Here is a 21,203-nt window from a genome sequence, read left to right as displayed (position 1 = left end):
CGGATGACGTAGGCTGCCGGCGCCGGCCCGGTCCGGACGCTGGAGGAGGTTCGATGTCGCACCGCCATTGCCCACAGATCAACCTTGCCGCCAGGGCCATGCTCGCCCTGGGCCTGGCGTCCGCGATGCCGGCCACCGCGGCCACGCAGGCGGCGCCGGCCTACGGCATCGCAGTACACGCCGCCTGCCAGCTCGCTGCCGGTGCTACGTCGCGCCTGGTGGCGGACCTGAGCTGCGAAAGCGCCATGAATTGCTGGGGCGAGCCGGACGCGATGACCCTGGTCGACGCGACCACGGGCGAGGGCGTAGCGAGCTCGCCGGGGGACCTGCTCTATGTCGATGCCGGCGGCAACGTGCTGGCCGAACCGCCGATGCAGGGCACGATCCGCGCGATCTGGGCGGCGGCCATCGAGGTACCGCCCGCGCCCGCGAAACTGCAACTGGCCGTCGACGGCGTCGCCGCGACCGCGGCGTTCGAACCGGCGGCCGATTGCGCGGCGTTGCCAGCAGGCGCCGTGAAGCGGCTTACCGGCGGCTGATCCGCACGTCGGCCGCGCGTGCATGCTGGCCAGCGCGTAGGAGCGAGCTTGCTCGCGAAGGCTTCCGCAATGCCCCAGCACCGGTCGCGAGCAAGCTCGCTCCTACATGGATGCGGGCTTGCCGCGTCCGCGTCCGGTGCGCAGCTGCGCCAGTTGCTCCACGACCTCCACCAACGGCGCCTTCGACCGCGTCGGCGCTTCGCGGAACGCGGCCAGCAGCCGCAACTCGAGCGGGTCGTCGACCAGCAGCGCGTCCGCGGCCGCGACCGAGTCCAGCGCGGTGTCCGCCGACAGACTCATCGTGCCGCGACCGGTGGCGAGCCATTCGAACTGCACGCCGGTCACCATCGCGATCTCGCGCAGATGCGCCACGCTTGGATACTTGCCGCGTGCCGCCTCCCAATGGCCGACCGCGCTGCGTTGCACGCCGACCGCTGCGCCCAGGGCGGCCTGGGAGAGGCCGCAATGGCGTCGAGCCAGGCGGATCCGCTGCTGGGGAGTCATGTGGCCTCCGGCCTTGGGATACCGATATTCACTAGGTGATTGATACTCACCCAATGCTGTGTCCATTGGGTAGCACCAAGCGCCGATTGCAGCAGTGAAGTTCAATAGTTTCAAGCATTCCATTAAGGGCGTGATACCGACAGTCAGCAGGTCACCGCTGGTCGAAATAGCCTGCAAAGACGAAGATTGACGCCTGCCGACAAGGGCGTTGGTAGTGACAAGGCGTCGGTTCGGGGCCGTGCGCAGGACGCGACGAGCACAGGACAGCCACCTCCGCACCAGAAAGAGCGCGTTCCCTCGGGGGCGCGCTCTTTCTTTTTGTGGCCGCGACAGCTTGCCCTCACCCCAACCCCTCTCCCGCAAGCGGGAGAGGGGCTCCAACGAGGTGCCGAAGTCCGTGCATCGAAGTGCCGAAGCGCCGACTGTCCGGAGACGGCCGCCCCTTGAAAGGCTTTGGAGCGGCCCAATCTCCTGCGCTGTCCCGGTTCGCCGGGTTTCTTCGTCCCTGACATTGGCACTCGTCAGGGTCGACTGCTAAAATTCAAGCAGTTTTGCTGCCCGTTCAATAACTTACGTAAACCCCTCGGAGATTTGTCGCGATGAATATCAAGCCGCTCTACGACCGCGTGGTCATCAAGCGCATGGAAGAAGAAAAGATGTCCGCTGGCGGCATCGTGATTCCGGACTCGGCCACCGAGAAGCCGATCAAGGGTGAAGTCGTGGCCGTCGGCACCGGCAAGGTCCTCGACAACGGCAACGTCCGCCCGGTTTCGGTCAAGGTCGGCGACAAGGTCCTGTTCGGCAAGTACAGCGGTACCGAGGTCAAGCTCGACGGCACCGAATACCTGGTGGTCAAGGAAGACGACATCTTCGCGGTGCTCGCCTGAGCGAGCGAAGGCGGGAACAGGGAACAGGGAACAGGGAACGAAGCGCAATGCGCGCGTCCCGCATCCCGCCCCATCCCGTCGGTCGTCAAAGTCTTTCGTTCCCCGTTCCCCGTTCCCCATTCCCGCTTTTGAGGTAACAACAAATGGCTGCCAAGGAAATTCGTTTCGGTGAGGACGCGCGCGTCAAGATGCTGCGCGGCGTCAATGTGCTCGCCAATGCCGTCAAGGCCACGCTCGGCCCGAAGGGTCGCAATGTCGTGCTCGAGAAGAGCTTCGGCGCCCCGACCATCACCAAGGACGGCGTCTCCGTCGCCAAGGAAATCGAGCTTGCCGACAAGTTCGAGAACATGGGCGCGCAGATGGTGAAGGAAGTCGCTTCCAGGACCTCCGACAACGCCGGTGACGGCACCACCACCGCCACCGTCCTCGCCCAGGCGCTGATCCGCGAAGGCATGAAGGCCGTCGCCGCCGGCATGAACCCGATGGACCTCAAGCGCGGTATCGACAAGGCCGTCGTCGCTGCCGTCGACGAGCTCAAGAAGATCTCCAAGCCGTCCTCGACCAGCAAGGAAATCGCCCAGGTCGGTACGATCTCGGCCAACTCCGACGCCAACATCGGCGACCTGATCGCCCAGGCGATGGACAAGGTCGGCAAGGAAGGCGTGATCACCGTGGAAGACGGTTCGGGCCTGGAGAACGAGCTCGACGTCGTCGAGGGCATGCAGTTCGACCGCGGCTACCTGTCGCCGTACTTCATCAACAACCAGCAGTCGATGCAGGCCGAGCTGGACGATCCGTTCATCCTGCTGCACGACAAGAAGATCTCCAACGTGCGTGACCTGCTGCCCGTCCTCGAGGGCGTGGCCAAGGCCGGCAAGCCGCTGCTGATCATCGCCGAGGAAGTCGAAGGCGAAGCGCTGGCGACCCTGGTGGTCAACACCATCCGCGGCATCGTCAAGGTCTGCGCCGTCAAGGCGCCGGGCTTCGGTGACCGTCGCAAGGCGATGCTGGAAGACATGGCCGTCCTCACCGGCGGCACCGTGATCTCCGAGGAAGTGGGCCTGCAGCTGGACAAGGCCACCATCAAGGACCTGGGCCGCGCCAAGAAGGTGCAGATCTCCAAGGAGAACACCACCATCATCGACGGCGCCGGCGAAGTGTCGGGCATCGAAGGCCGCATCAAGCAGATCAAGGCGCAGATCGAGGAGACCTCCTCCGACTACGACCGCGAGAAGCTGCAGGAGCGCGTGGCCAAGCTGGCCGGCGGCGTGGCGGTGATCAAGGTCGGTGCTTCGACCGAGATCGAGATGAAGGAAAAGAAGGCTCGCGTCGAAGACGCGCTGCACGCCACGCGTGCGGCCGTTGAAGAGGGCATCGTCCCGGGCGGCGGCGTTGCGCTGCTGCGCGCCAAGGCGGCGATCGCCAGCCTCAAGGGTGCCAACGAAGACCAGAACCACGGCATCCAGATCGCCCTGCGCGCGATGGAAGCGCCGCTGCGCGAGATCGTGACCAACGCCGGTGAAGAGCCGTCGGTCATCGTCAACAAGGTCGCCGAGGGCAAGGGCAGCTTCGGCTACAACGCCGCCAACGGCGAGTTCGGCGACATGATCGAGCTGGGCATCCTGGACCCGACCAAGGTCACCCGCACCGCGCTGCAGAACGCGGCTTCGATCGCCGGTCTGATGATCACGACCGAGGCGATGGTTGCCGAGCTGCCGAAGAAGGACGAGCCGGCGATGCCGGGCGGCGGCATGGGCGGCATGGGCGGCATGGACTTCTAAGTCCTCCCGTCGAGTTGCTTGCGACACAAGGAACCCCGCAGCGATGCGGGGTTCTTTTTTTTGGGCCCTTCTTCCCTTCGCGTGAAGGTGGGGGTCTGCCTGTCGTCCCGAACGTAAGTGAGGGGTCTGCTTGTGTTGTTGTTGTTGTTGCAGTTGCTGTTGCTGTTGCTGTTGCGGCTTGGGCTTGCGTCTGCGGCCCGGCGGACGACGCTCCGGCATTTCGTTGCATGGTCTTCGGCGGCCCTCACCCCAACCCCTCTCCCGTAAACGGGAGAGGGGCTTCCAACGTCATTGAAGCCCGTCATCCCCGCGAAGGCGGGGACCCAGCGTCGTTGCTCTGATGCTCGTCCTTCCCGCGAAGGCGGGAACCCATGGACGTTGTTTTTGCACGTAACTCACGCGAAGGCGGAAACCCAATACCTCGCTGTGGCTTTCCCCATGCAAGCAAGCAATACAAAACCCTTCGATTTCCGCCTCGCGGAGTGACGGGTAAAGAGGCAAGACGCTGGGTTTCCGCCTGCGCGGAAATGACGGTTTTCCATTGGCGCAACGGGCAATTTCCATGCCACCCAGTTGCCCCATTCACTGGCCGAAGCGCACCGCCAAGCGCGTTTGACTCCTTGCGCTATCGCTCGAGCCCCGGGCACGGCGTGAAGCCATTGTGAAAATCCGACGCAGTCATCTTCCTGTGTCGGGAGGCGCGAATTCTTGTTGCATTGCCGCGCGCGGAGACGGCCTTTTTCAGGCAACAATGGCGCCACAGGGGGCTGTTCCATTTTGCGTCATCACCTACTTTGAAGAAGGGGATTCGCAGTGAAGAAGCCATCCGTACTCGCAGTTACGGCGATTGCCAGCGCCTGCATGGTAGCCATTGCCGCCATTGCCGCGCCGGGCTCAACCGCGCTGGTCCAGCAGTTGTTCCCTCTCGATCCCCCCGCCGAGCCCGAGGCCGGACCGCCGCGCGACGAAACTCCGCAACGCTGGTTCGTCGAACTCAGCGCCACCCCTGAATCCGAAGGCGGTTCTGCAAACTCGCTGCAGGCAGAGAAAAAGGCCTTCCGTGACGGCGCCCGCGCCGCACGCATCAACTATCGCGAGAACTTCGCCTACAACGACCTGTTCAACGGTCTGTCGCTGACGATCACGCGCAGCCAGCTGAGCACGGTCGCGCGCCTGCCTGGCGTCAAGGCGATCTATCCGGTTGAAGTGATGCGGATGCCCGACCCGGAAACCAACCCGCATCCGGACCTGATCACCGCGCTGTCGATGACCGGCGCCGACATCGCCCAGAGCGAGCTCGGCCTGGATGGTCGCGGCATCCGGGTGGCAGTGATGGACACCGGCATCGACATCGACCATCCCGACCTGGGTGGCAATGGCACCAACCACAGCACGCCGTTCCCGACCTCGCGCGTGATCAAGGGCTGGGACTTCGTCGGCGACGCCTTCAATGCCGACCCGGCTTCGCCCTCGTACAACCCGATCGCCACGCCTGACAACAACCCAGACGACTGCAACGGCCACGGCACCCACGTGTCGGGCATCATCGGCGCCAACGGCGCGATCAAGGGCGTGGCGCCGAAGGTCAAGTTCGGCGCCTATCGCGTCTTCGGCTGCGAAGGCTCGACCACCGCCGATATCATGATCGCGGCGATGGAGCGCGCGCATCGCGACGGCATGGACGTGCTCAACATGAGCATCGGTTCGACCTACCAGTGGCCCGAATACCCGACTGCCAAGGCGGCCTCGCGCCTGGTCAACAAGGGCATCGTGGTCGTCGCCTCGGCCGGCAACAGTGGCGCCACCGGCTTGTACTCGACCGGAGCCCCGAGCACCGGCGACAAGGTCATCAGCGTCGCCTCGTTCGACAACATCTCCGCGCGCCAGCGGTACTTCACGGTATCCCCGGACGGATTGCGGGTCGGATTCAACCCGGCCACAGGTTCGCCCCAGGCGCCGGCTTCCGGCACCTTGCCGCTGGGTCGCGTCGGTGACCTCAACAGTGCCGATGCCGCCTGCGCACCATTGCCCCCGGGCAGCCTTGCCGGCCAGGCGGTGCTGATCCGTCGCGGTACCTGCACGTTCTACATCAAGGCGATCAATGCGCAGAACGCGGGCGCCGCCGCCGTGGTGATCTACGACAACGCGTCGGCCGCACCGTTGAATCCGACCGTTGCCGGCACTCCATCGGTGAACATTCCGACCGTCGGCACGACCAAGGCCTTTGGCGACCTGCTCGATGGGCGCGTCGCGGGCGGCCCGGTGGAACTGACCTGGACCAGCGATACCGATTCGTTCCCGAACGTCGCCGGCGGACTGATTTCCAGCTTCAGCGCCTGGGGCCTGTCGCCGGACCTGCAGCTCAAGCCGGATATCGGCGCGCCGGGCGGTTCGATCTGGTCGACGTATCCGCTCGAGGGTGGCGGTTATGCATCGATCAGCGGCACCTCGATGGCATCGCCGCACGTGGCAGGCGCAGCGGCATTGCTGCTGCAGTCGGCGCCGAACACCAAGCCGCAACAGGTGGCGCGGATCCTGCAGAACTCGGCAGTGCCGAAGAACTGGTCGGGCAACCCGGGTCTGGGGTTCCTCGACGCTGTCCATCGCCAGGGCGCTGGCCTGCTGCGTATCGACGATGCGGTGACGGCCGCCACGCGGATCGAGCCGGGCAAGCTGTCGCTGGGTGAAGGCACCAGTGGTCCCACCACGCATGCGATCACGCTGAAGAACACCGGCAAGACGCCGGTGACGTACACGCTGTCCTCGGTCAACGGAGTATCGACCGGTGCCAACACCTTCGTTCCGCCGATCCTGGTGGGCACTGGCGGCGTGACCTTCTACTCGTCGACCGTGACGCTGCAGAAGAAGCAGAGCGTGACCATCCCGGTGACCATCACCCCGCAGGCGGCTCCGGTCGGTGGCATCTACGGCGGCTACCTGGTGTTCACGCCGAACGACGGCAGCCCGACGCTGCGCGTGCCGTTCTCCGGTTACATCGGTGACTACCAGCTGCGGCAGGTGCTCGTCCCGACCGTCAACAACTTCCCGTGGCTGGCGAAGTTGTCCGGTGGCTTCTTCAACAACCAGCCCACCGGCGCGACGTACTCGATGGTCGGCGATGACATCCCGTTCTTCCTCGTCCACCAGGACCATCAGGCGCGCAAGCTGCGCTTCGATGTCTACGAGGCCGGTTCGGGCAAGTTGTGGCACACCGCGTACCAGGAGGAGTTCCTGGGCCGCAACTCGGCGGCTGACAGCTTCTTCGCCTACTCGTGGGACGGTGTCACCACCAAGGGCAAGAAGAAGCAGATCACCGTGCCCAACGGCAGCTACATCCTGAGGCTGTATGTGCTCAAGGCACTGGGTGATGAAAACAACCCGGCCCATTGGGAGCAGTGGCAGTCGCCGGTGGTGACCATCGCGCGACCGTAATCGGCGTTGACGCCATGTGGTGAAGCAGACCCCGCCGGGAGGCGGGGTCTGTGTTTTTGTGCGCTCTGCGCACGTAACAACGTGAAATCCCTATTCAGCAAATGGCTTTTCCACAGCTTTCTAAACCCGCGAGTTCTTTTTTGCAGTGCAGCGTGCAAGCCCCTAACGGTTCCTTCACGATCGGCCCCGCATCCCGACGTGGGGGAGGGAGCAGGCCCGCAACCGGTTCGACCGGGGCGGGCTTTTTTATTGCCCATGCCATCATCTCGTGATGGACGATGTCGAACCTTTCATTTCGCGCGCACTCGCGCGCCTGCGCGCCGCGGCCCCTGAGGCGTGGCACACCGATCCCGACCTGGATGCGCGCCTGATCGCGCTGGCGCGTGCCAGCGACTTCGCCATCGAGACCCTGCTTCGCCAACCGGAGCTGCTGCTGCGGTTGGCCGCCGACGCCGATGCGCCCTGTGAACCTCCGCCGGAGCTGCAGGCCGGCCACAGCGAACAATGGCCAGCCCTGCTGCGGCGCTATCGGGCGTCGGAATCGACCCGCCTGATCTGGCGCGATGTAGTAGGGCTGGACGACGTCGACCAGACGCTTGCCGGCAGCACGCGCCTGGCCGAGCAATGCCTGCAACTGGGCCTTGCTGCGCTGGAGCAGCAGTTCGCGCAACGTCATGGTGTGATCCGCGATCGCGAGGGCCGCCCGCAGCAACTGGTGGTGTTCGGCCTGGGCAAGCTCGGCGGCGAAGAACTCAACTTCAGTTCCGATGTCGACCTGGTCTACGCCTACGAGCACGACGGTCAGTCCGATGGCGCCCGCCCGCTCGATGCCGAGCACTACTTCGCCCGGCTCGGCCAGCAGCTGGCCAAGCTGCTCGACGAACCGACCGTGGATGGCTTCTGCCATCGCGTCGACCTGCGCCTGCGGCCTTATGGCAACGCCGGGCGCGTGGCCTGGTCGTTCACCGCGATGGAGCAGTACTTCCAGCGCGAGGGCCGGGACTGGGAACGCTATGCCTGGCAGAAGGCACGGCCGGTGGCCGGCGACATCGAGGCCGGCGAGCGCTTCCTCGATAGCCTGCGGCCGTTCGTCTACCGTCGCTATCTGGACTTCGGCGCGCTCGATGGCTTGCGCGCGATGAAGGCTGCCATCAGCGCCGAGGTCGCGCGCAAGGAGCTGGCCGACGACATCAAGCGTGGTCCCGGCGGCATCCGCGAGATCGAGTTCCTGGTGCAGGCGCTGCAGCTGATCTATGGCGGTCGCGAACCGGCGCTGCGCGGCCGGCGCTTGCTGCCGGCGCTGCAGGCGCTGGTGGAGGCACGCCAGGTCGGCGAAGAGGCCGCGGCGTTGCTGGCCCAGGCCTACCGTTACCTGCGCCAGCTGGAAAACCGCCTGCAGATGCTGCGCGACGCGCAGACGCACGCATTGCCCGAGTCGCGTGAAGACCGTGCGCGCATCGCCACGGCGTTGGCCTATGCCGACTGGGACACGCTGCGCGATTCGCTGGACGTGCAGCGCGGTCGCGTCACCGCCGAGTTCGAGGCGCTGCTGGCGCCGCGTCGCCGCCGCAGTGCCCCTGACGCGCTGACCGCCTACTGGCGCGCGCTGCCCGACGGTGGCGACAGCGCCGTGCTCGGCGACGCCGGCTTCGTCGAGGCCGGCAATGCCGATGCGGTGCTGCGCGATTTTGCCCGCAGCCCCGGCGTGCGCGGCCTCTCCGACAGTGCCCGCGCCCGGCTCGATCGCGTGCTGCCGGCGCTGCTGCAGGCGGCGGCGGCGTCGAGCGAACCGATGCTTGCGCTGAAGCGACTGCTGTCGCTGCTGCACAACGTCCTGCGCCGCAGCGCCTACCTGGCGCTGCTCGACGAACAGCCGGCGGCGCTGGCGCGGCTGGTGGAAGTGGTCAGCCGCAGTGCACTTCTGGCAGAACGCCTGGCTGCCTATCCGCTATTGCTCGACGAGTTGCTCGACGCACGTGTGGCCGGTCCATTGCCTGGGCGCGACGCCCTGCATGCCGCCTGCTTCGCCGTCGCACAGGGCGATGACGACGATGCCGAGGCGGTGCTGCAATCGCTCAACGAAGTGCGCCAGGCATTGAGTTTCCGCATCGCGATGGCGCTGCGCGACGGCCGCCAGACCGCGGCGGAAAGCGCCCGCCAGCTGGCATGGCTGGCCGATGGCGTGGTGATGCGCGTGTTGCACCTGGCCGACCACGAGGTCGCCAGTGCGCACGGTCGCGTCGCCGGCGCGCGTTTCGCCGTGCTCGGCTACGGCAGCCTCGGCGGTGAGGAGCTGGGTTTCGGTTCCGACCTGGACCTGGTGTTCCTCTATGAGGCGCCCGGTGGCGAAGGCGAAGCCTCTGACGGTGTGTACTCCGATGGCGCACGACCGCTGGAGGCCTCGCGCTGGTTCGCGCGGCTGGCGCAGAAGGTGGTCGCCCTGCTGGGCGCGGTCACCGGCGCCGGCCGCCTGTTCGATGTCGACGTTCGACTGCGACCCGATGGCGCCAAGGGCCTGCTTGTCTCGAGCCTCGCCAGCTACCGCGACTACCAGCGCGAGCGTGCCTGGACCTGGGAGCACCAGGCGCTGGTGCGTGCGCGCTTCGTCGCCGGTGACGACGTGCTCGGAGCGGACTTCGAAGCGGTGCGTGCGCAAACGCTGGCACGGCCGCGCGATGCCACCGCGCTGTGCGGCGACGTGGTGGCGATGCGTCGGCGCATGCGCGCCGAGCTCGATCGCAGCGATGCCGCCGCCTTCGATCTCAAGCAGGGTGAGGGCGGGCTGGTCGACCTGGAGTTCCTGCTCCAGTACGCGGTACTGGCCGAATCGATCGAGCACCGCGACTGGCTGCAGTCGCGCAGCACGCCTGAGCTGATCAGGGCGATGGGCGCCAGCGGCTGGTTCGCCGCGGATGAAACCGACGCGCTGCTGCAGGCGCACGCGATCCTGCTTGAAGCTGGCCTGGCGTGCACGCTGGACCGTCGTCAGCGACGGTTGCCGGTCACTGATCCTATTGCAACGGCACGGCGGTCGATCAGCGATGCGGCGCAGCGCCGCGGCCTTGTCTTCGACGGCGAGCCAGTCCCCGTGTAGGAGCGAGCTTGCTCGCGATCGCGCATCGGCACGCCTGTCGCGAGCAAGCTCGCTCCTACCAGCGCAGGCGTGCCTGCACCTGCGCAGCGACACGTGCGGTTTCGCGCAGCGGCGTCACCGGGTAGGGGTCGGGTGTCTGGTCCAGCGGACGGATGCGGCCCCGTTCCAGCATGCCGGCGAGGAAGCGGCGCGGTCGGCCATCGACACGATCGAGTCCGGCGACGAACACCGGCGCCCAGGTGGCCGCTGCCTCGGACAGCATGTTGACCGAGTCGGCCGTGCAGACAATGCGGTCGGCCCAGCCGAGCAGGCCGGCGTAAGGGTTGGCACCGTCCTCCTCTCCGCGCCAGACCACGCCCGGAAGCGCCGACAGGCGCTCGTGCAGGTGTTGCCGCACTGGCGCCGGTGTACGCCGCGACGCGGTCGCCATCAGGCTTCCGCCTTCGCTGCGCACGATCGATTCCACCTGCGTCAGCACGCCCTCGTACAGGGCGTCGTCGAAGCGCGCGTGGGCACTCGCGCCACCGAGCAGCAAGGCAGTGCGTGGGCCGGGCAGGGCGGAGAAACTGTCGAAGTCGCGGCGCGCCGCCGCCAGCCACAGGTCGTCGACGGGGTGCAGGCTGCCCAGCAGCGTTATCACGTTCTCGCCATGCAGGCGGTCGTGCTCCGGCGCGATCACCAGGTCCCAGTGACCGGTCGCGATGCGCGGGTCCAGGATCTGCACGGCGCGTGCGCCGCGCTCGCGCAGCAGGCGCGTGGCCAGCGCCGCCTGGCGGCCGCAGCCGATGGCCAGGCGCGGCGGCGCGGCCAGCGCCCGGACGAAATCTTCGCCGAAGGCGCGCCCGGCACCGGGCCATCGGCGTGGCGCCAGCCACTGCCATGGCGCCTGCGGTTGCAGCGTCCAGCCCCGGAACGGCTGGCCCAGCGCATGTGCCAATGCATCGGCCTGGCGGCGGTTCCCGGCCTTGGTGTCACTGAGCGACCACACCGAGGTGCCATGCACGGTCGCAACGTCCACGAGGGCTGGGTTCACGCTGGCGGGCCGCTGTTGTTGCACGATTGTGCTTAATCCGTTCTGGAAGCGTCGGGTGTTGCGATTGCGCCAGACTCTACACTTTCATACCTCGGCCGCGGGCAGTCCCGCCGGCTTCACTCTGGAGCACCTGATGTCGCACCCGTCCCACGCCGCCCTCCCCGATGCCGCGCTCGACCAGCTGTTCCGCACCGCCCGCACGCATAACGAGCTCACCGGCGAGGTCAGCGACGAGACCCTGCATCAGCTCTACGAGCTGGCGAAGTGGGGCCCGACCAGCGCCAACATGTCGCCGCTGCGGCTGGTGTTCGTGAAGTCGGCGCAGGCCAAGGCGCGGCTGGCGCCGGCCCTGGACGAGGGCAACTACGCCAAGACCCTGGCCGCCCCGGTCACGGCGATCGTCGGTTTCGACATGGCGTTCTACGAAAAGCTGCCGTACCTGTTTCCGCATGCCGACGCGCGCGCCTGGTTCGATGGCCGCCCGGCGCACGACCTGGAGGTCATCGCCCTGCGCAATGGCAGCCTGCAGGGCGCTTATGTGCTGATGGCCGCGCGCGCGCTGGGCCTGGACTGCGGCCCGATGTCGGGTTTCAAGAACGCCCTCGTCGACGAGGCGTTCTTCGCCGGCACCCAGGTCAAGTCCAACTTCCTGATCAACCTCGGCCATGGCGATCCCGCCAAGCTGTTCCCGCGTTCACCGCGGCTGTCGTTCGACGAAGCCGCGCAGATCCTCTGAGTCCTGTCGTACCGCCCCCTCCACAAGGAGCTCCACCGCATGTTCAAGCGCATCGCACTGGTCGTCGCCCTCGCCGCCGCCAGCACCGTCGCCGTCGCCGCGCCGGTCAGCTACAAGATCGACCCCAACCACACCGACGTGGTCGCCAGCTGGAGCCACTTCGGCTATTCCAACCCGATCGCCCATTTCGGCGACGTCGAGGGCGCCATCGTCTATGACGCCGACCATGTCGGCGCCTCCAGCGTCGAGGTGACGATCCCGTTGTCGGGCCTGGAGTCCCACGTGCCGGACTTCAACGAGCACCTGCGCAGCGCCGACTTCTTCGACGCCGAGAAGTACCCGACCATCACCTTCAAGAGCACCAGGGTCGAAGCCGCCGGCGACAAGAAGCTGCGCGTGTTCGGTGACCTGACCCTGCACGGCGTGACCAAGGCGGTCGTGCTGGACACGACCATCAACAAGATCGCCGAGCACCCGATCTCCAAGCGCGCCGCGGCCGGCTTCGACGCCAGCACCACGATCAAGCGCAGCGACTTCGGCGTCGACAAGTACGCGCCCAACGTCAGCGACGCGGTGACCATCCGCATCACCACCGAAGCCAGCGTGCCCAAGCCGGTAGCTACGAAGTAAGCTTGCGGCAATGATCATCGAACGCCCATCCAGTGCCCGCGGCCACGTACAGGCCGGTTGGCTCGACAGCCGCCACACGTTCTCGTTCGGCGGCTATTACGACCCGGCCTGGATGGGCTTCGGACCGTTGCGGGTGATCAACGAAGACCGCGTCGATGGCGGCGCGGGCTTCCCACCGCACCGGCACGCCAACATGGAGATCCTTAGTTACGTGATCTCCGGCGAGCTTGCCCACCAGGACAGCAGCGGTGGCGGCGGCGTGATCGGTGCCGGCGAGCTGCAGTGGATGAGCGCCGGCCACGGCGTCGAGCACAGCGAATACAACGGCTCGCCGACCGCGCCGGTGCATTTCCTGCAGATCTGGATCCAGCCCTCGCGCCTCAACCACGAACCGGCTTACGCCCAGCGCGCGGCCATCGCCGCCGACACGGGCGGCTGGACACTGCTGGCCACCCCGGACGGCCGCGAAGGCAGCCTGCCGGTGCGCCAGGACGCGAGCGTGCGCGATGTGCGGCTCGATCGCGGCGAGACCGCCGAGCACATTCTCGAGCCGTCGCGGGTGTACTGGTTGCAAGTGGTGGTTGGCAGCATCAGCGCCAACGGCCGGCAGTTGCAGGCAGGCGATGCGCTGGGGTTCCAGGACGAATCCGGCCCGCTGCGGCTGGAGGGCGCCGGCGAAGGCCGTGCCGATGTCCTGCTGTTCGACCTGACGCACTGAGCCAGCCCTCGCGGAGCATCTGGGGTGGCCGGGCAGCGGCCTGCTAAACTGGCAGTCCCGCGTCGCCACCTGTCCCGCCTCATGACCGCAGCCACCGCCCATCCGACCCAGGCCAACGCCGAGAAGCGCTATGTGGTGCATCGTGGCGACCTGCCGCTGAGCTGCCCGCTGCCGTCGATGGCGCTGTGGAACTCACACCCGCGCGTCTACCTGCCGGTCGAGGAAGAAGGCGAGGTGCAGTGCCCGTACTGCGGCTCGCATTTCGTCCTGGAAGACTGACACTCCCGTCGTCCCGAACGCAGTGAGGGACCTGCTCTTGCCAGCCCCGCGCGACAAGCAGCTCCGTCCCGGCATTCAACCTGGTCGTCCCGCACGGAGCGCATCGTGCGCCGCCTGACCGTCGTGCAACTGCTGCCCGCGCTCGAATCCGGCGGCGTCGAACGCTCCACGCTCGAGATCGCGCAGGCCCTGGTCGACGCCGGCCATCGGGCCGTGGTCGTCTCCGCAGGCGGACGCCTGGTGCCGCGGCTCGAGGCGATGGGCGCCGAGCACATCACCCTCGATATCGGCCGCAAGTCGCTGCTGACCCTGCGCCATGTCCGCGCCGTGCGCGCGCTGCTGCTGGGCGAAGGCGCCGACATCGTGCACGCGCGTTCGCGCCTGCCGGCCTGGATCGGCGTGCTGGCGCTGCGGGGTATTCCCGCGCCCCAACGCCCGCATCTGGTCACCACCGTCCACGGCCTCAACTCACCCTCGCGCTACAGCGCGGTGATGACGCGTGGCGAACGCGTGATCTGCGTCTCGCGCACGGTGCGCGACTACGTGCTCGCCAAGTATCCGCAGACCGACCCCGACAAGCTGCGCGTGATCGAACGCGGCATCGACCCGGCGGCATTTCCGCACGCAGCCCTGCCCGATGCGGCGGCGCGCGCCTGGGCCGCATCGTTGCATCCGGCGCTGGGCGGCAGCGGCCCGCTGCTGCTGCTGCCTGGTCGCGGTACACGACTCAAGGGCCATGCCGACGCGCTGGAGCTGTTGGCGCGCCTGCGCGACGACTGCCTCGACGCGCGGCTGTGGCTGCCGGGTGCGCGCGAAGCCGGCCGCGAGGCCTACATCGCCGAACTCGAACGCGAGGCGGCCGAACGCGGCATTGCCGAAGCGGTCGCGTTCACCGCCGCGACCGACGCGATCGCGCGCGCCTACGCCGCCAGCGACCTGGTCCTGCAGCTGTCGCGCAAACCCGAGTCGTTCGGGCGCACGGTGCTGGAGGCCTTGTCGGTAGGGCGGCCGCTGCTGGGCTGGAACCATGGCGGCGTCGGCGAATTGCTGGCGCGCTGGCAGCCCGACGGCGCGGTCGCACCGTTCGAGCTGGGTGCACTGCATCACAGAGCCTACGAACTCCTTACGCATCCGGCGTCGCCAACGGCTAGGATTCCCGATTCGCTGCGCGCGATGCAGGAGGCCACGCTTGCCGTCTACGCCGAATTCTCCGATGACCGCCGCTGCCGCTGACACCGCTAGCGCGCCGCGCACGCACGGCTGGCGCTGGGCGCCGGCCTGGATCCTGACCTATGTCGCCCTGTGGCCGGCACCGGGCTATGCCGAGGGCGTGCTGGTGCTGGGTGCGCTGGCGGCCATCATCCGCCTGGGCCTGTCGCGCTTCCGCGGCGGCTCGCAGTTGCTGAGCAATCCGGCCTGGGCGCTGACCAGCGTGCTGTTCTTCGCCTACTGGACACCGGAACTGGTGTCGGCGATCGACGCCATCGACCCCGGGCGTGCGCTGCGCGAGGCCGCGGTCGACCTGCGCTACCTGCCGTTCCTGTGGCTGGTCGCGGCGGCCGTGGCCGAGCCGCGCGGTCGCCGCGTCACCTTCACCGGACTGGCGGTGATCCTGGCGATCTGGACTGTCGACGCGCTGCTGCAGGCGGCCACCGGCAGCAGCCCGCTGTTTTCGGGCATCGACGCCATCAAGCATGCGATCAGCGGCCACGGCATGTGCACGCCGCAGGAACTGGCCAGCGTCGACCGCCTCAGTGGTGTGCTGGGACCGTGCAACCTCAAGCTTGGGCCGGTGCTGGCAAGCCTGTCGCCGTTCCTGCTGTTTGCCGGTGGACGCCGCCTGGGCACGATCGGCTGGCTGCTCGCCGCCGCCGCGGTCGGAGTCGTGCTGGTGCTCGCCGGCTCGCGCGCCTCATGGATCACCTTCGCCGTCGCGCTGGCACTGTCGGGCTGGCGCCTGCTGGGCTGGAAGAAGCTGGCTGCGGTATTCGTGTTCGGCGCGATCGCCGGTGCCGTGCTGAGCACGACCGTACCGCAGGTGCGCGAGCGCATCGACCGCACCACGCACGTGCTCACAGCCGATGTCGAAGGCGTCGACAGTGCCTTGTCTGGACGCGCCCGCATCTGGAGCGCGGCCATGTGCATGGTGCGCGAGCATCCGTTCAACGGCGTTGGCGCGCGCGGCTTCCGCGAGGCCTTTCCCCATTGCGATCCGGCACCGGGGCAGATCGCCGCATGGGGCGGCGGGCCGGCGCTGCATGCGCACCAGATCATGCTCGAGGTATTGGCCGAAACCGGGCTGTTCGGCCTGCTGATGTGGCTGGCCGGCGTCGCCCTGGCCTGGCGCGCGTGGCGCTTTGCGGACGAGCAGGCGCGCGAGCGCGCGCGTCCGGCGATGTGGGCGCTGGCGGCGACGGTATTCCCGCTCAATACCCACCTGGCGTTCTATTCGACGTTCTGGGGTGGGCTGACGCTGCTGCTGGCGGCGCTGTATGCGGGCAGCTTGCTGGCGCGCGAGTAGGGCGGGCCGCTGCTCAGTCGCGGCGCGCGTAGGGCGACTTCATCCCCGGCGGGCGCCGCTTGAAGCGGCGATGGATCCACAGATACTGGCTGGGCGCTTCGCGCACCATCGCCTCGATCGCGGCGTTGACGCGGGTGCTGTCGACGGTCGCGTCAGGCGAAGGAAAGTCCGCCAGCGGCGCGCCGATCCGCAGCACGTAGTCGCCGCCCTCGCGGCGATGGAAGAACGGCACTACCGCACTGCCGCTCAGGCGTGCGAACTGGTGAGTCGCCGTGATCGTGGCCGCGGCCACGCCGAAGAACGGCGCGAACACCGTGTCCTTGCCGCGCATGTCCTGGTCGGGCGCGTACCACAGGAACCCGCCCTGTTTGAGGTGGCGGATCGCCGGGCGCACGTCCTCGTTGGTGAACATCGCCTTGGCATAACGCAGGCGACCGCGCTTTACCGCCCATTCCATCACCGGGCTGCGATGGCGGCGGTACATGCCGGTCAGCGGCAGGTGGTCGCACATCAGCCGGCCGCACATCTCCAGGGTCATGAAATGGCCTGACACCATCAGTACGCCGCGTCCTTGGGCGCGGACGTCGTCGAGCAGCTCCAGGCCCTCGATGCGCACCGTGCGTCGCATCGGCGTGACCGAACCCCACCACGCGCGTGCGAACTCGAACAGGCCGATGCCCAGGTCGCGGAAGCTTTCGCGCAGCAGCGTCTCGCGCTCGGCCGGCGACTTCTCCGGGAAGCACAGCGCCAGGTTGATCCGCGCCGCGCGGCGACGGTCGGCGGCCACCAGCAGGGCAAGTGCGCCGATGCCACGACCCAGCCAGCGCTGCAGCGCCCACGGCAAGCGGGCGCCCAGGCACATCACGCCCAGTGCCAGCCACATCGGCCAGTGACTCGGACCGAACGGCGGGGAGGGGGGCGAAGTGGGGGATTCGATTGCCTTGGCCATTGGGTGGATTCTAGGGGCGATGGAGGGAGGTGAAGCGGGAATGTGGGGCGGGAGTGTGGAGCGGGAACGACTGGCTGTCATTGCCCGGCGCTGCGTGCTCGATGTGGTTGCACTTGCCTGCGGGCGAGTCATGGCCCGCCAGTGCCCCCTCGGCATCGTTCCCTGTTCCCCATTCCCGCCCTTCATTCCCGCTTTGCCGGTCCCGTTGGTTATCCTAGTCGCGATGTCGACAGACCCTATCGAGCGCCTGATGCGTGGCCTGTACTCGGTCGCGCTGTACCTTTTGGCGCCGATCACCGTTTACCACCTCATATGGCGCGGCCTGCGCCAGCCGTCGTATTTCCTGCGCTGGCAGGAGCGGTATGCCTTTTATGCCGAGCGCCCGGAGCCGCCCACGCTGTGGTTGCATGCGGTGTCGGTGGGCGAGGTCAATGCGGCCGTGCCGCTGGTCAACGCGCTGCGCCGTACCCGCCCGGATCTGCGCCTGCTGGTCACCACCATCACCCCGACCGGTTCGGAGCGGGTGCAATCGCTGTGGGGCAAGAGCGTTTCACACGTCTATCTGCCCTATGACCTGCCGGGCGCGGTCGGGCGCTTCCTGGCCAACTATCGGCCACACGCGGCGCTGATCATGGAGACCGAGCTGTGGCCGAACCTGCTGTTCGGTTGCCGCGACCATGGGATCCCCGCGCTGATCCTCAATGCCCGCCTGTCGGAGCGCTCGCTGCGCGGTTATCGCGTGCTGGCGCCGCTGGTGGCGCGTGCGCTGCGCACGGTGCGCACCGTGGCCGCGCAATCGCATGCCGACGGGGAGCGTTTCGTCCGCCTGGGCGCTCGCGCCGAGCAGGTGGTCGAGGTCGGCAACCTCAAGTTCGACGTGGCCGTGCCGGAGAACCTGGCCGCGTTCGCCGCGCAGTGCCGCAGCCATGCCGGTGCGCGACCGGTCTGGATCGCGGCCAGCACGCACGAGGACGAGGAGATGGCGGTCATCGCCATCCACCGTCGCCTGCGTGCGATGTTCCCGGACTTGCTGCTGCTGTGGGCGCCGCGCCATCCCGAGCGCTTCCGCATGGTCGCCGACACCGCGCGCACGGCCGGCTGGCAGGTGTCGACGCGTTCGCGCACGCAATGGCCGCAGCCGGACGATGCGGTGTTCGTCATCGACACGCTCGGCGAGTTGATGAGCTTCTACGCCTGCGCCGATGTCGCCTTCGTCGGCGGCAGCCTGCAGGCAATCGGTGGCCACAACCTGCTCGAACCGGCGGCGACCGGTACCGCCATCGTCACCGGACCGCATCTGCACAACTTTGTCGAGATCGCGCAGCGCCTGCAGGATGCCGGGGCGGTGCGCGTCGTCGCCGATGCCGAGGCGGTGCGCGAGGCGCTGGAAGAATTGCTGGGCGATGCGCAGGCACGCGAGCGCATGGCCGCGGCCGGACGCGCGCTGGTCGAGACCGGCCGCGGTGCACTGGCACGGACGATGGCGCTGCTGCAGCCGTTGTTGCCGCCGGCACCCTGACCGGGTTGGCGTTGCTTGTCGTCCCGAACGCAGTGACGGACCTGCTGTTGCTGTTGCGTGTTGGGCTTGCGTCTGCGGAGTGGCGTCGTCCGCCGGGCCGGGGATTGCTCCGCCCCTTAGTCGGACATCCTGTGCGAATGCGGGGCGTGGGCCATCCATGGCCCACTGCTGCGCAATCCCCGACCCGGCGGACGACGCTTCGGTGTTTCGTTGCCTGGTCTTCGGTGGCCCTCACCCCAACCCCTCTCCCGTAAACGGGAGAGGGGCTTCCACCGTCGTTGGAAGACCGTCATCCCCGCGCAGGCGGGGACCCAGCGACTTCCGCCAGATCGGGACGATGGATCGAACCAAAAAAAACCGCCGGAGGTCCGGCGGTTTTTCTGTGCTGCAGCCGATGCGGTGGCTCAGCCCTGGACGTCGCCCGGTGCCACGTACGACTCGGTGTCGAGCGTCAGCAGGCGGTTGATGTCCTGGACGTCGGCGATGTCGAGCGTGCCGGCGGCCTGTTCCAGCAGCAGGCGGTTCTGCAGGTGGTTGTAGCGCGCACGGGCGTACTCGAGCTGGGCGCGGAAGAGGTTGTTCTGGTTCTGCAACACGTCCAGCACGGTGCGCGTGCCGACTTCCAGGCCGACCTGCGAGGCGTCGTAAGCACTCTTGGCCGAGACCAGCGCCAGGCGGCGGGCCTCGACTTCGCTGACGCTGGCGACCAGGGTCTGGTAGGCGTTGCGCGTGTTGCGGATCAGCGCGCGCTTCTGCGACTCGAGTTCATCGCTGGCGACATCGCGGCGGGCCAGCGCCTGGCGCACGCCCGACTGCACCGCGCCACCGGCGAAGATCGGCACCGACAGCGTCACGCCCACCGCCGGGCCGTACTGGCGGCTGTCGTTGTCGCGCTGGATGCCCAGGTTGTGGAATGTGGTGTCTCCCCACACGGTGGAGTCACCGTAACTGCCGTTGAGGTACAGGCGCGGCCAGTGGCCGGCGCGTGCGGTCTCGATGTCGGCCTCGGTCGACTGCACCTGCAGGTCCTTGGCACGCAGCGCGGGGTTGTTCTCGATGGCGGTCGCCACCCAGCCGTCGGCGTCGCGCGACTCCGGCAGCACCGGTTGGAAGTCCTTCGGCAGGCCCTTGACCCCGCGCACGTCCTTGCCGGTCAGCTCGGTCAGGCCCTGGTAGGCGTCCTCGAGCACGTTGCGGGCCAGGATCGTGTTGGCGCGCGCGCTGTCGTACTGGGCGCGCGCTTCGTGCACGTCGGTGATCGGCGCCAGGCCGACTTCCAGGCGCTTGGAGGCGTAGTCGAACTGCTTCTTCAGCGCGGTCTCGGCTGCTTCGGCCGCGACCAGCGACTCCAGCGCGATCAGCACGTTGAAGTACGCCGCCGAGGTGCGCGTGATCAGGTCGTTGCCGGCCGCCTGCAGCTGGAAGTCGCTGGCTTCGCTCAGCGCCTTCTGGCTCTTGTGGCGGGTGAAGTTGCCGCGGTCGTAGATCATCTGGCTCAGGCGCACATCGGTGCTGCGCGTGCTCGAGTCGGTCTGACTGTCGCCGCCGCCGATGGAACCGTCTGGGTTGGTGATCAGATTGCCGCGGTTGTGATTCTCGGAGCGGTTGAACGTGGCGGTGCCGTCGATCTGCGGCAGCATCGCCGCGCGGGTCTGCACCGCGCCTTCCTTGACGGCGAGGCGGCTGGATTCGGAGGCGGACAGTTGCGGGTCGCTGTCGCGCGCCAGCTCGTAGGTCTGCAACAGGTCTTCGGCGGAGGCCGTGGCCGGCATCAGGGCTGACAAGCCCATTGCAGTGGCGAGGGCGATTACGAGCGGGCGGCGGATCATGCGATGTCCTTGTCCGTGTGGCGTTCTAGTTGAACCGTCCGCATAGGCCATGCAGACGTGTGAGGGTCGTCAGAACTTGAAGGCCGGGGCGGGGGCCGCACCGGCGAGGTAGGGCAGATCGGTTTCGAACAACGATTGGATGCGCGAAGCGTTGACATCGTTGCGCAGCAGCACCGCTTCCATCACCGGCGAGCGGCCGCGCACGACGAACAGTCGGCCGTCCGGTTGCAGCCAGTCGATGAAGCGCTGCGGGATGGCATCCACCGCGCCGGTGACGCAGATCGCGCTGAAGCGGCGGTCCGGCGTCCAGGCGAAGGCATCGGCGGCGATGACCTGGGCGTTGTCGACGGCCTGCCGGGCCAGCACGGCGCGCGCGCCGTCGGCGAGGTCGGCGTGGCGTTCGATGCTGACCACTTCGCGCGCCAGGCGACCCAGGCAGGCAGTCAGGAAGCCGCTGCCGGTGCCGATCTCGAGCACGTCGTCACCCGGGTCCAGCGCCAGCGCCTGCAGGGTGCGGCCTTCGACCACGGGCTTCATCATCGACTCGCCATGGGCCAGCGGCAGTGCCAGGTCGGCATAGGCCAGCCGGCTGTGCTCGGCGGGCACGAAGGCCTCGCGCGGCAGCGTCGCCAGCACGTCGAGCACGCGCGGATCGAGCACGTCCCAGGGACGTACCTGCTGCTCGACCATCAGTTCGCGTGCCTTGATGTAATCCATGGGGTTCATCGGGGGGAAATCTCGCGCGGAAGACC

At 67.8% G+C, this 21,203-nt stretch carries 17 protein-coding genes; 12 read left to right on the top strand and 5 right to left on the bottom strand.

Going from position 1 to position 21,203, the window contains the following annotated elements; all coding sequences use genetic code 11:
• The first annotated feature begins 53 nt into the window (after positions 1-53).
• Positions 54-539 carry a hypothetical protein gene (locus AC3A3X_RS07560; RefSeq protein ID WP_487582412.1) on the top strand — a complete coding sequence of 162 codons (486 nt, stop codon included), beginning with the start codon at positions 54-56 and terminating at the stop codon, positions 537-539.
• A 102-nt stretch (positions 540-641) separates the two neighbouring features.
• On the opposite strand, the gene AC3A3X_RS07555 is transcribed toward AC3A3X_RS07560, so the two are convergent.
• Complete coding sequence (locus tag AC3A3X_RS07555; RefSeq protein ID WP_487582411.1) at positions 642-1,043, bottom strand: helix-turn-helix domain-containing protein; 402 nt, start codon at positions 1,041-1,043, stop codon at positions 642-644.
• Positions 1,044-1,642: 599 nt separating this feature from the next.
• Between AC3A3X_RS07555 and groES the strand changes: the two genes are divergently transcribed.
• The 4 genes from groES (at position 1,643) to glnE (ending at position 10,237) form a co-directional block, all read left to right on the top strand.
• The gene (gene groES, locus AC3A3X_RS07550; RefSeq protein WP_200608714.1) at positions 1,643-1,930 is read left to right on the top strand and encodes a co-chaperone GroES; all 288 of its coding nucleotides are present in this window, start codon (positions 1,643-1,645) and stop codon (positions 1,928-1,930) included.
• Positions 1,931-2,073: 143 nt separating this feature from the next.
• Entirely contained in the window at positions 2,074-3,711 is a 1,638-nt protein-coding gene (groL, locus tag AC3A3X_RS07545; protein WP_487582410.1) for a chaperonin GroEL, read from the top strand.
• Positions 3,712-4,524: 813 nt separating this feature from the next.
• Positions 4,525-7,143 carry a S8 family serine peptidase gene (locus AC3A3X_RS07540; RefSeq protein WP_487582409.1) on the top strand — a complete coding sequence of 873 codons (2,619 nt, stop codon included), beginning with the start codon at positions 4,525-4,527 and terminating at the stop codon, positions 7,141-7,143.
• Positions 7,144-7,414: 271 nt separating this feature from the next.
• Positions 7,415-10,237 carry a bifunctional [glutamate--ammonia ligase]-adenylyl-L-tyrosine phosphorylase/[glutamate--ammonia-ligase] adenylyltransferase gene (glnE, locus tag AC3A3X_RS07535; protein WP_487582408.1) on the top strand — a complete coding sequence of 941 codons (2,823 nt, stop codon included), beginning with the start codon at positions 7,415-7,417 and terminating at the stop codon, positions 10,235-10,237.
• A 55-nt stretch (positions 10,238-10,292) separates the two neighbouring features.
• Here the strand turns inward: glnE and AC3A3X_RS07530 are convergent, their stop codons facing one another.
• Complete coding sequence (locus AC3A3X_RS07530) at positions 10,293-11,270, bottom strand: mitochondrial fission ELM1 family protein (RefSeq protein WP_487582407.1); 978 nt, start codon at positions 11,268-11,270, stop codon at positions 10,293-10,295.
• Between the two features lie 133 nt (positions 11,271-11,403).
• On the opposite strand from AC3A3X_RS07530, the gene AC3A3X_RS07525 reads away from it, so the two are divergent.
• The 6 genes from AC3A3X_RS07525 to AC3A3X_RS07500 all read left to right on the top strand — a co-directional run bounded on the left by AC3A3X_RS07525 (position 11,404) and on the right by AC3A3X_RS07500 (position 16,154).
• The gene (locus AC3A3X_RS07525; RefSeq protein ID WP_487582406.1) at positions 11,404-12,006 is read left to right on the top strand and encodes a malonic semialdehyde reductase; all 603 of its coding nucleotides are present in this window, start codon (positions 11,404-11,406) and stop codon (positions 12,004-12,006) included.
• Positions 12,007-12,045: 39 nt separating this feature from the next.
• A complete protein-coding gene (locus AC3A3X_RS07520) occupies positions 12,046-12,636 on the top strand; it encodes a YceI family protein (RefSeq protein ID WP_487582405.1) in 591 nt (196 codons plus the stop codon).
• A gap of 10 nt (positions 12,637-12,646) precedes the next feature.
• Positions 12,647-13,354, top strand: coding sequence for a pirin family protein (locus AC3A3X_RS07515; protein ID WP_487582404.1), 708 nt, complete (start codon positions 12,647-12,649; stop codon positions 13,352-13,354).
• 81 nt (positions 13,355-13,435) lie between these two features.
• Positions 13,436-13,633: a zinc-finger domain-containing protein gene (locus AC3A3X_RS07510; protein WP_200608698.1), complete on the top strand. Its 198-nt coding sequence runs from the start codon at positions 13,436-13,438 to the stop codon at positions 13,631-13,633.
• Between the two features lie 105 nt (positions 13,634-13,738).
• Positions 13,739-14,866, top strand: a complete 1,128-nt coding sequence (locus AC3A3X_RS07505) for a glycosyltransferase (RefSeq protein ID WP_487582403.1) — start codon at positions 13,739-13,741, stop codon at positions 14,864-14,866.
• Positions 14,847-16,154: an O-antigen ligase family protein gene (locus AC3A3X_RS07500; RefSeq protein ID WP_487582402.1), complete on the top strand. Its 1,308-nt coding sequence runs from the start codon at positions 14,847-14,849 to the stop codon at positions 16,152-16,154. The genes AC3A3X_RS07505 and AC3A3X_RS07500 overlap by 20 nt, the downstream gene beginning before the upstream one ends.
• Before the next feature lie 13 nt (positions 16,155-16,167).
• On the opposite strand, the gene lpxL is transcribed toward AC3A3X_RS07500, so the two are convergent.
• The gene (gene lpxL / locus AC3A3X_RS07495) at positions 16,168-17,103 is read right to left on the bottom strand and encodes an LpxL/LpxP family Kdo(2)-lipid IV(A) lauroyl/palmitoleoyl acyltransferase (RefSeq protein WP_487582401.1); all 936 of its coding nucleotides are present in this window, start codon (positions 17,101-17,103) and stop codon (positions 16,168-16,170) included.
• A 223-nt stretch (positions 17,104-17,326) separates the two neighbouring features.
• On the opposite strand from lpxL, the gene waaA reads away from it, so the two are divergent.
• Positions 17,327-18,622, top strand: coding sequence for a lipid IV(A) 3-deoxy-D-manno-octulosonic acid transferase (waaA, locus tag AC3A3X_RS07490; protein WP_487582400.1), 1,296 nt, complete (start codon positions 17,327-17,329; stop codon positions 18,620-18,622).
• Between the two features lie 404 nt (positions 18,623-19,026).
• Here waaA and AC3A3X_RS07485 read toward each other — a convergent pair whose 3' ends face one another.
• Together AC3A3X_RS07485 and AC3A3X_RS07480 are read right to left on the bottom strand one after the other, a co-directional pair.
• On the bottom strand, positions 19,027-20,451 hold the full coding sequence (locus AC3A3X_RS07485; protein ID WP_487582399.1) for a TolC family outer membrane protein: 1,425 nt from the start codon (positions 20,449-20,451) through the stop codon (positions 19,027-19,029).
• Between the two features lie 69 nt (positions 20,452-20,520).
• Complete coding sequence (locus AC3A3X_RS07480) at positions 20,521-21,168, bottom strand: protein-L-isoaspartate O-methyltransferase family protein (RefSeq protein ID WP_487582398.1); 648 nt, start codon at positions 21,166-21,168, stop codon at positions 20,521-20,523.
• Positions 21,169-21,203 lie beyond the last annotated feature (35 nt).

It is taken from the genome of Lysobacter sp. Soil_N_23 (assembly GCF_057656135.1).
Note: the sequence above shows the minus strand (reverse complement) of the source record. Positions and strands in the feature narration are given on the sequence as shown.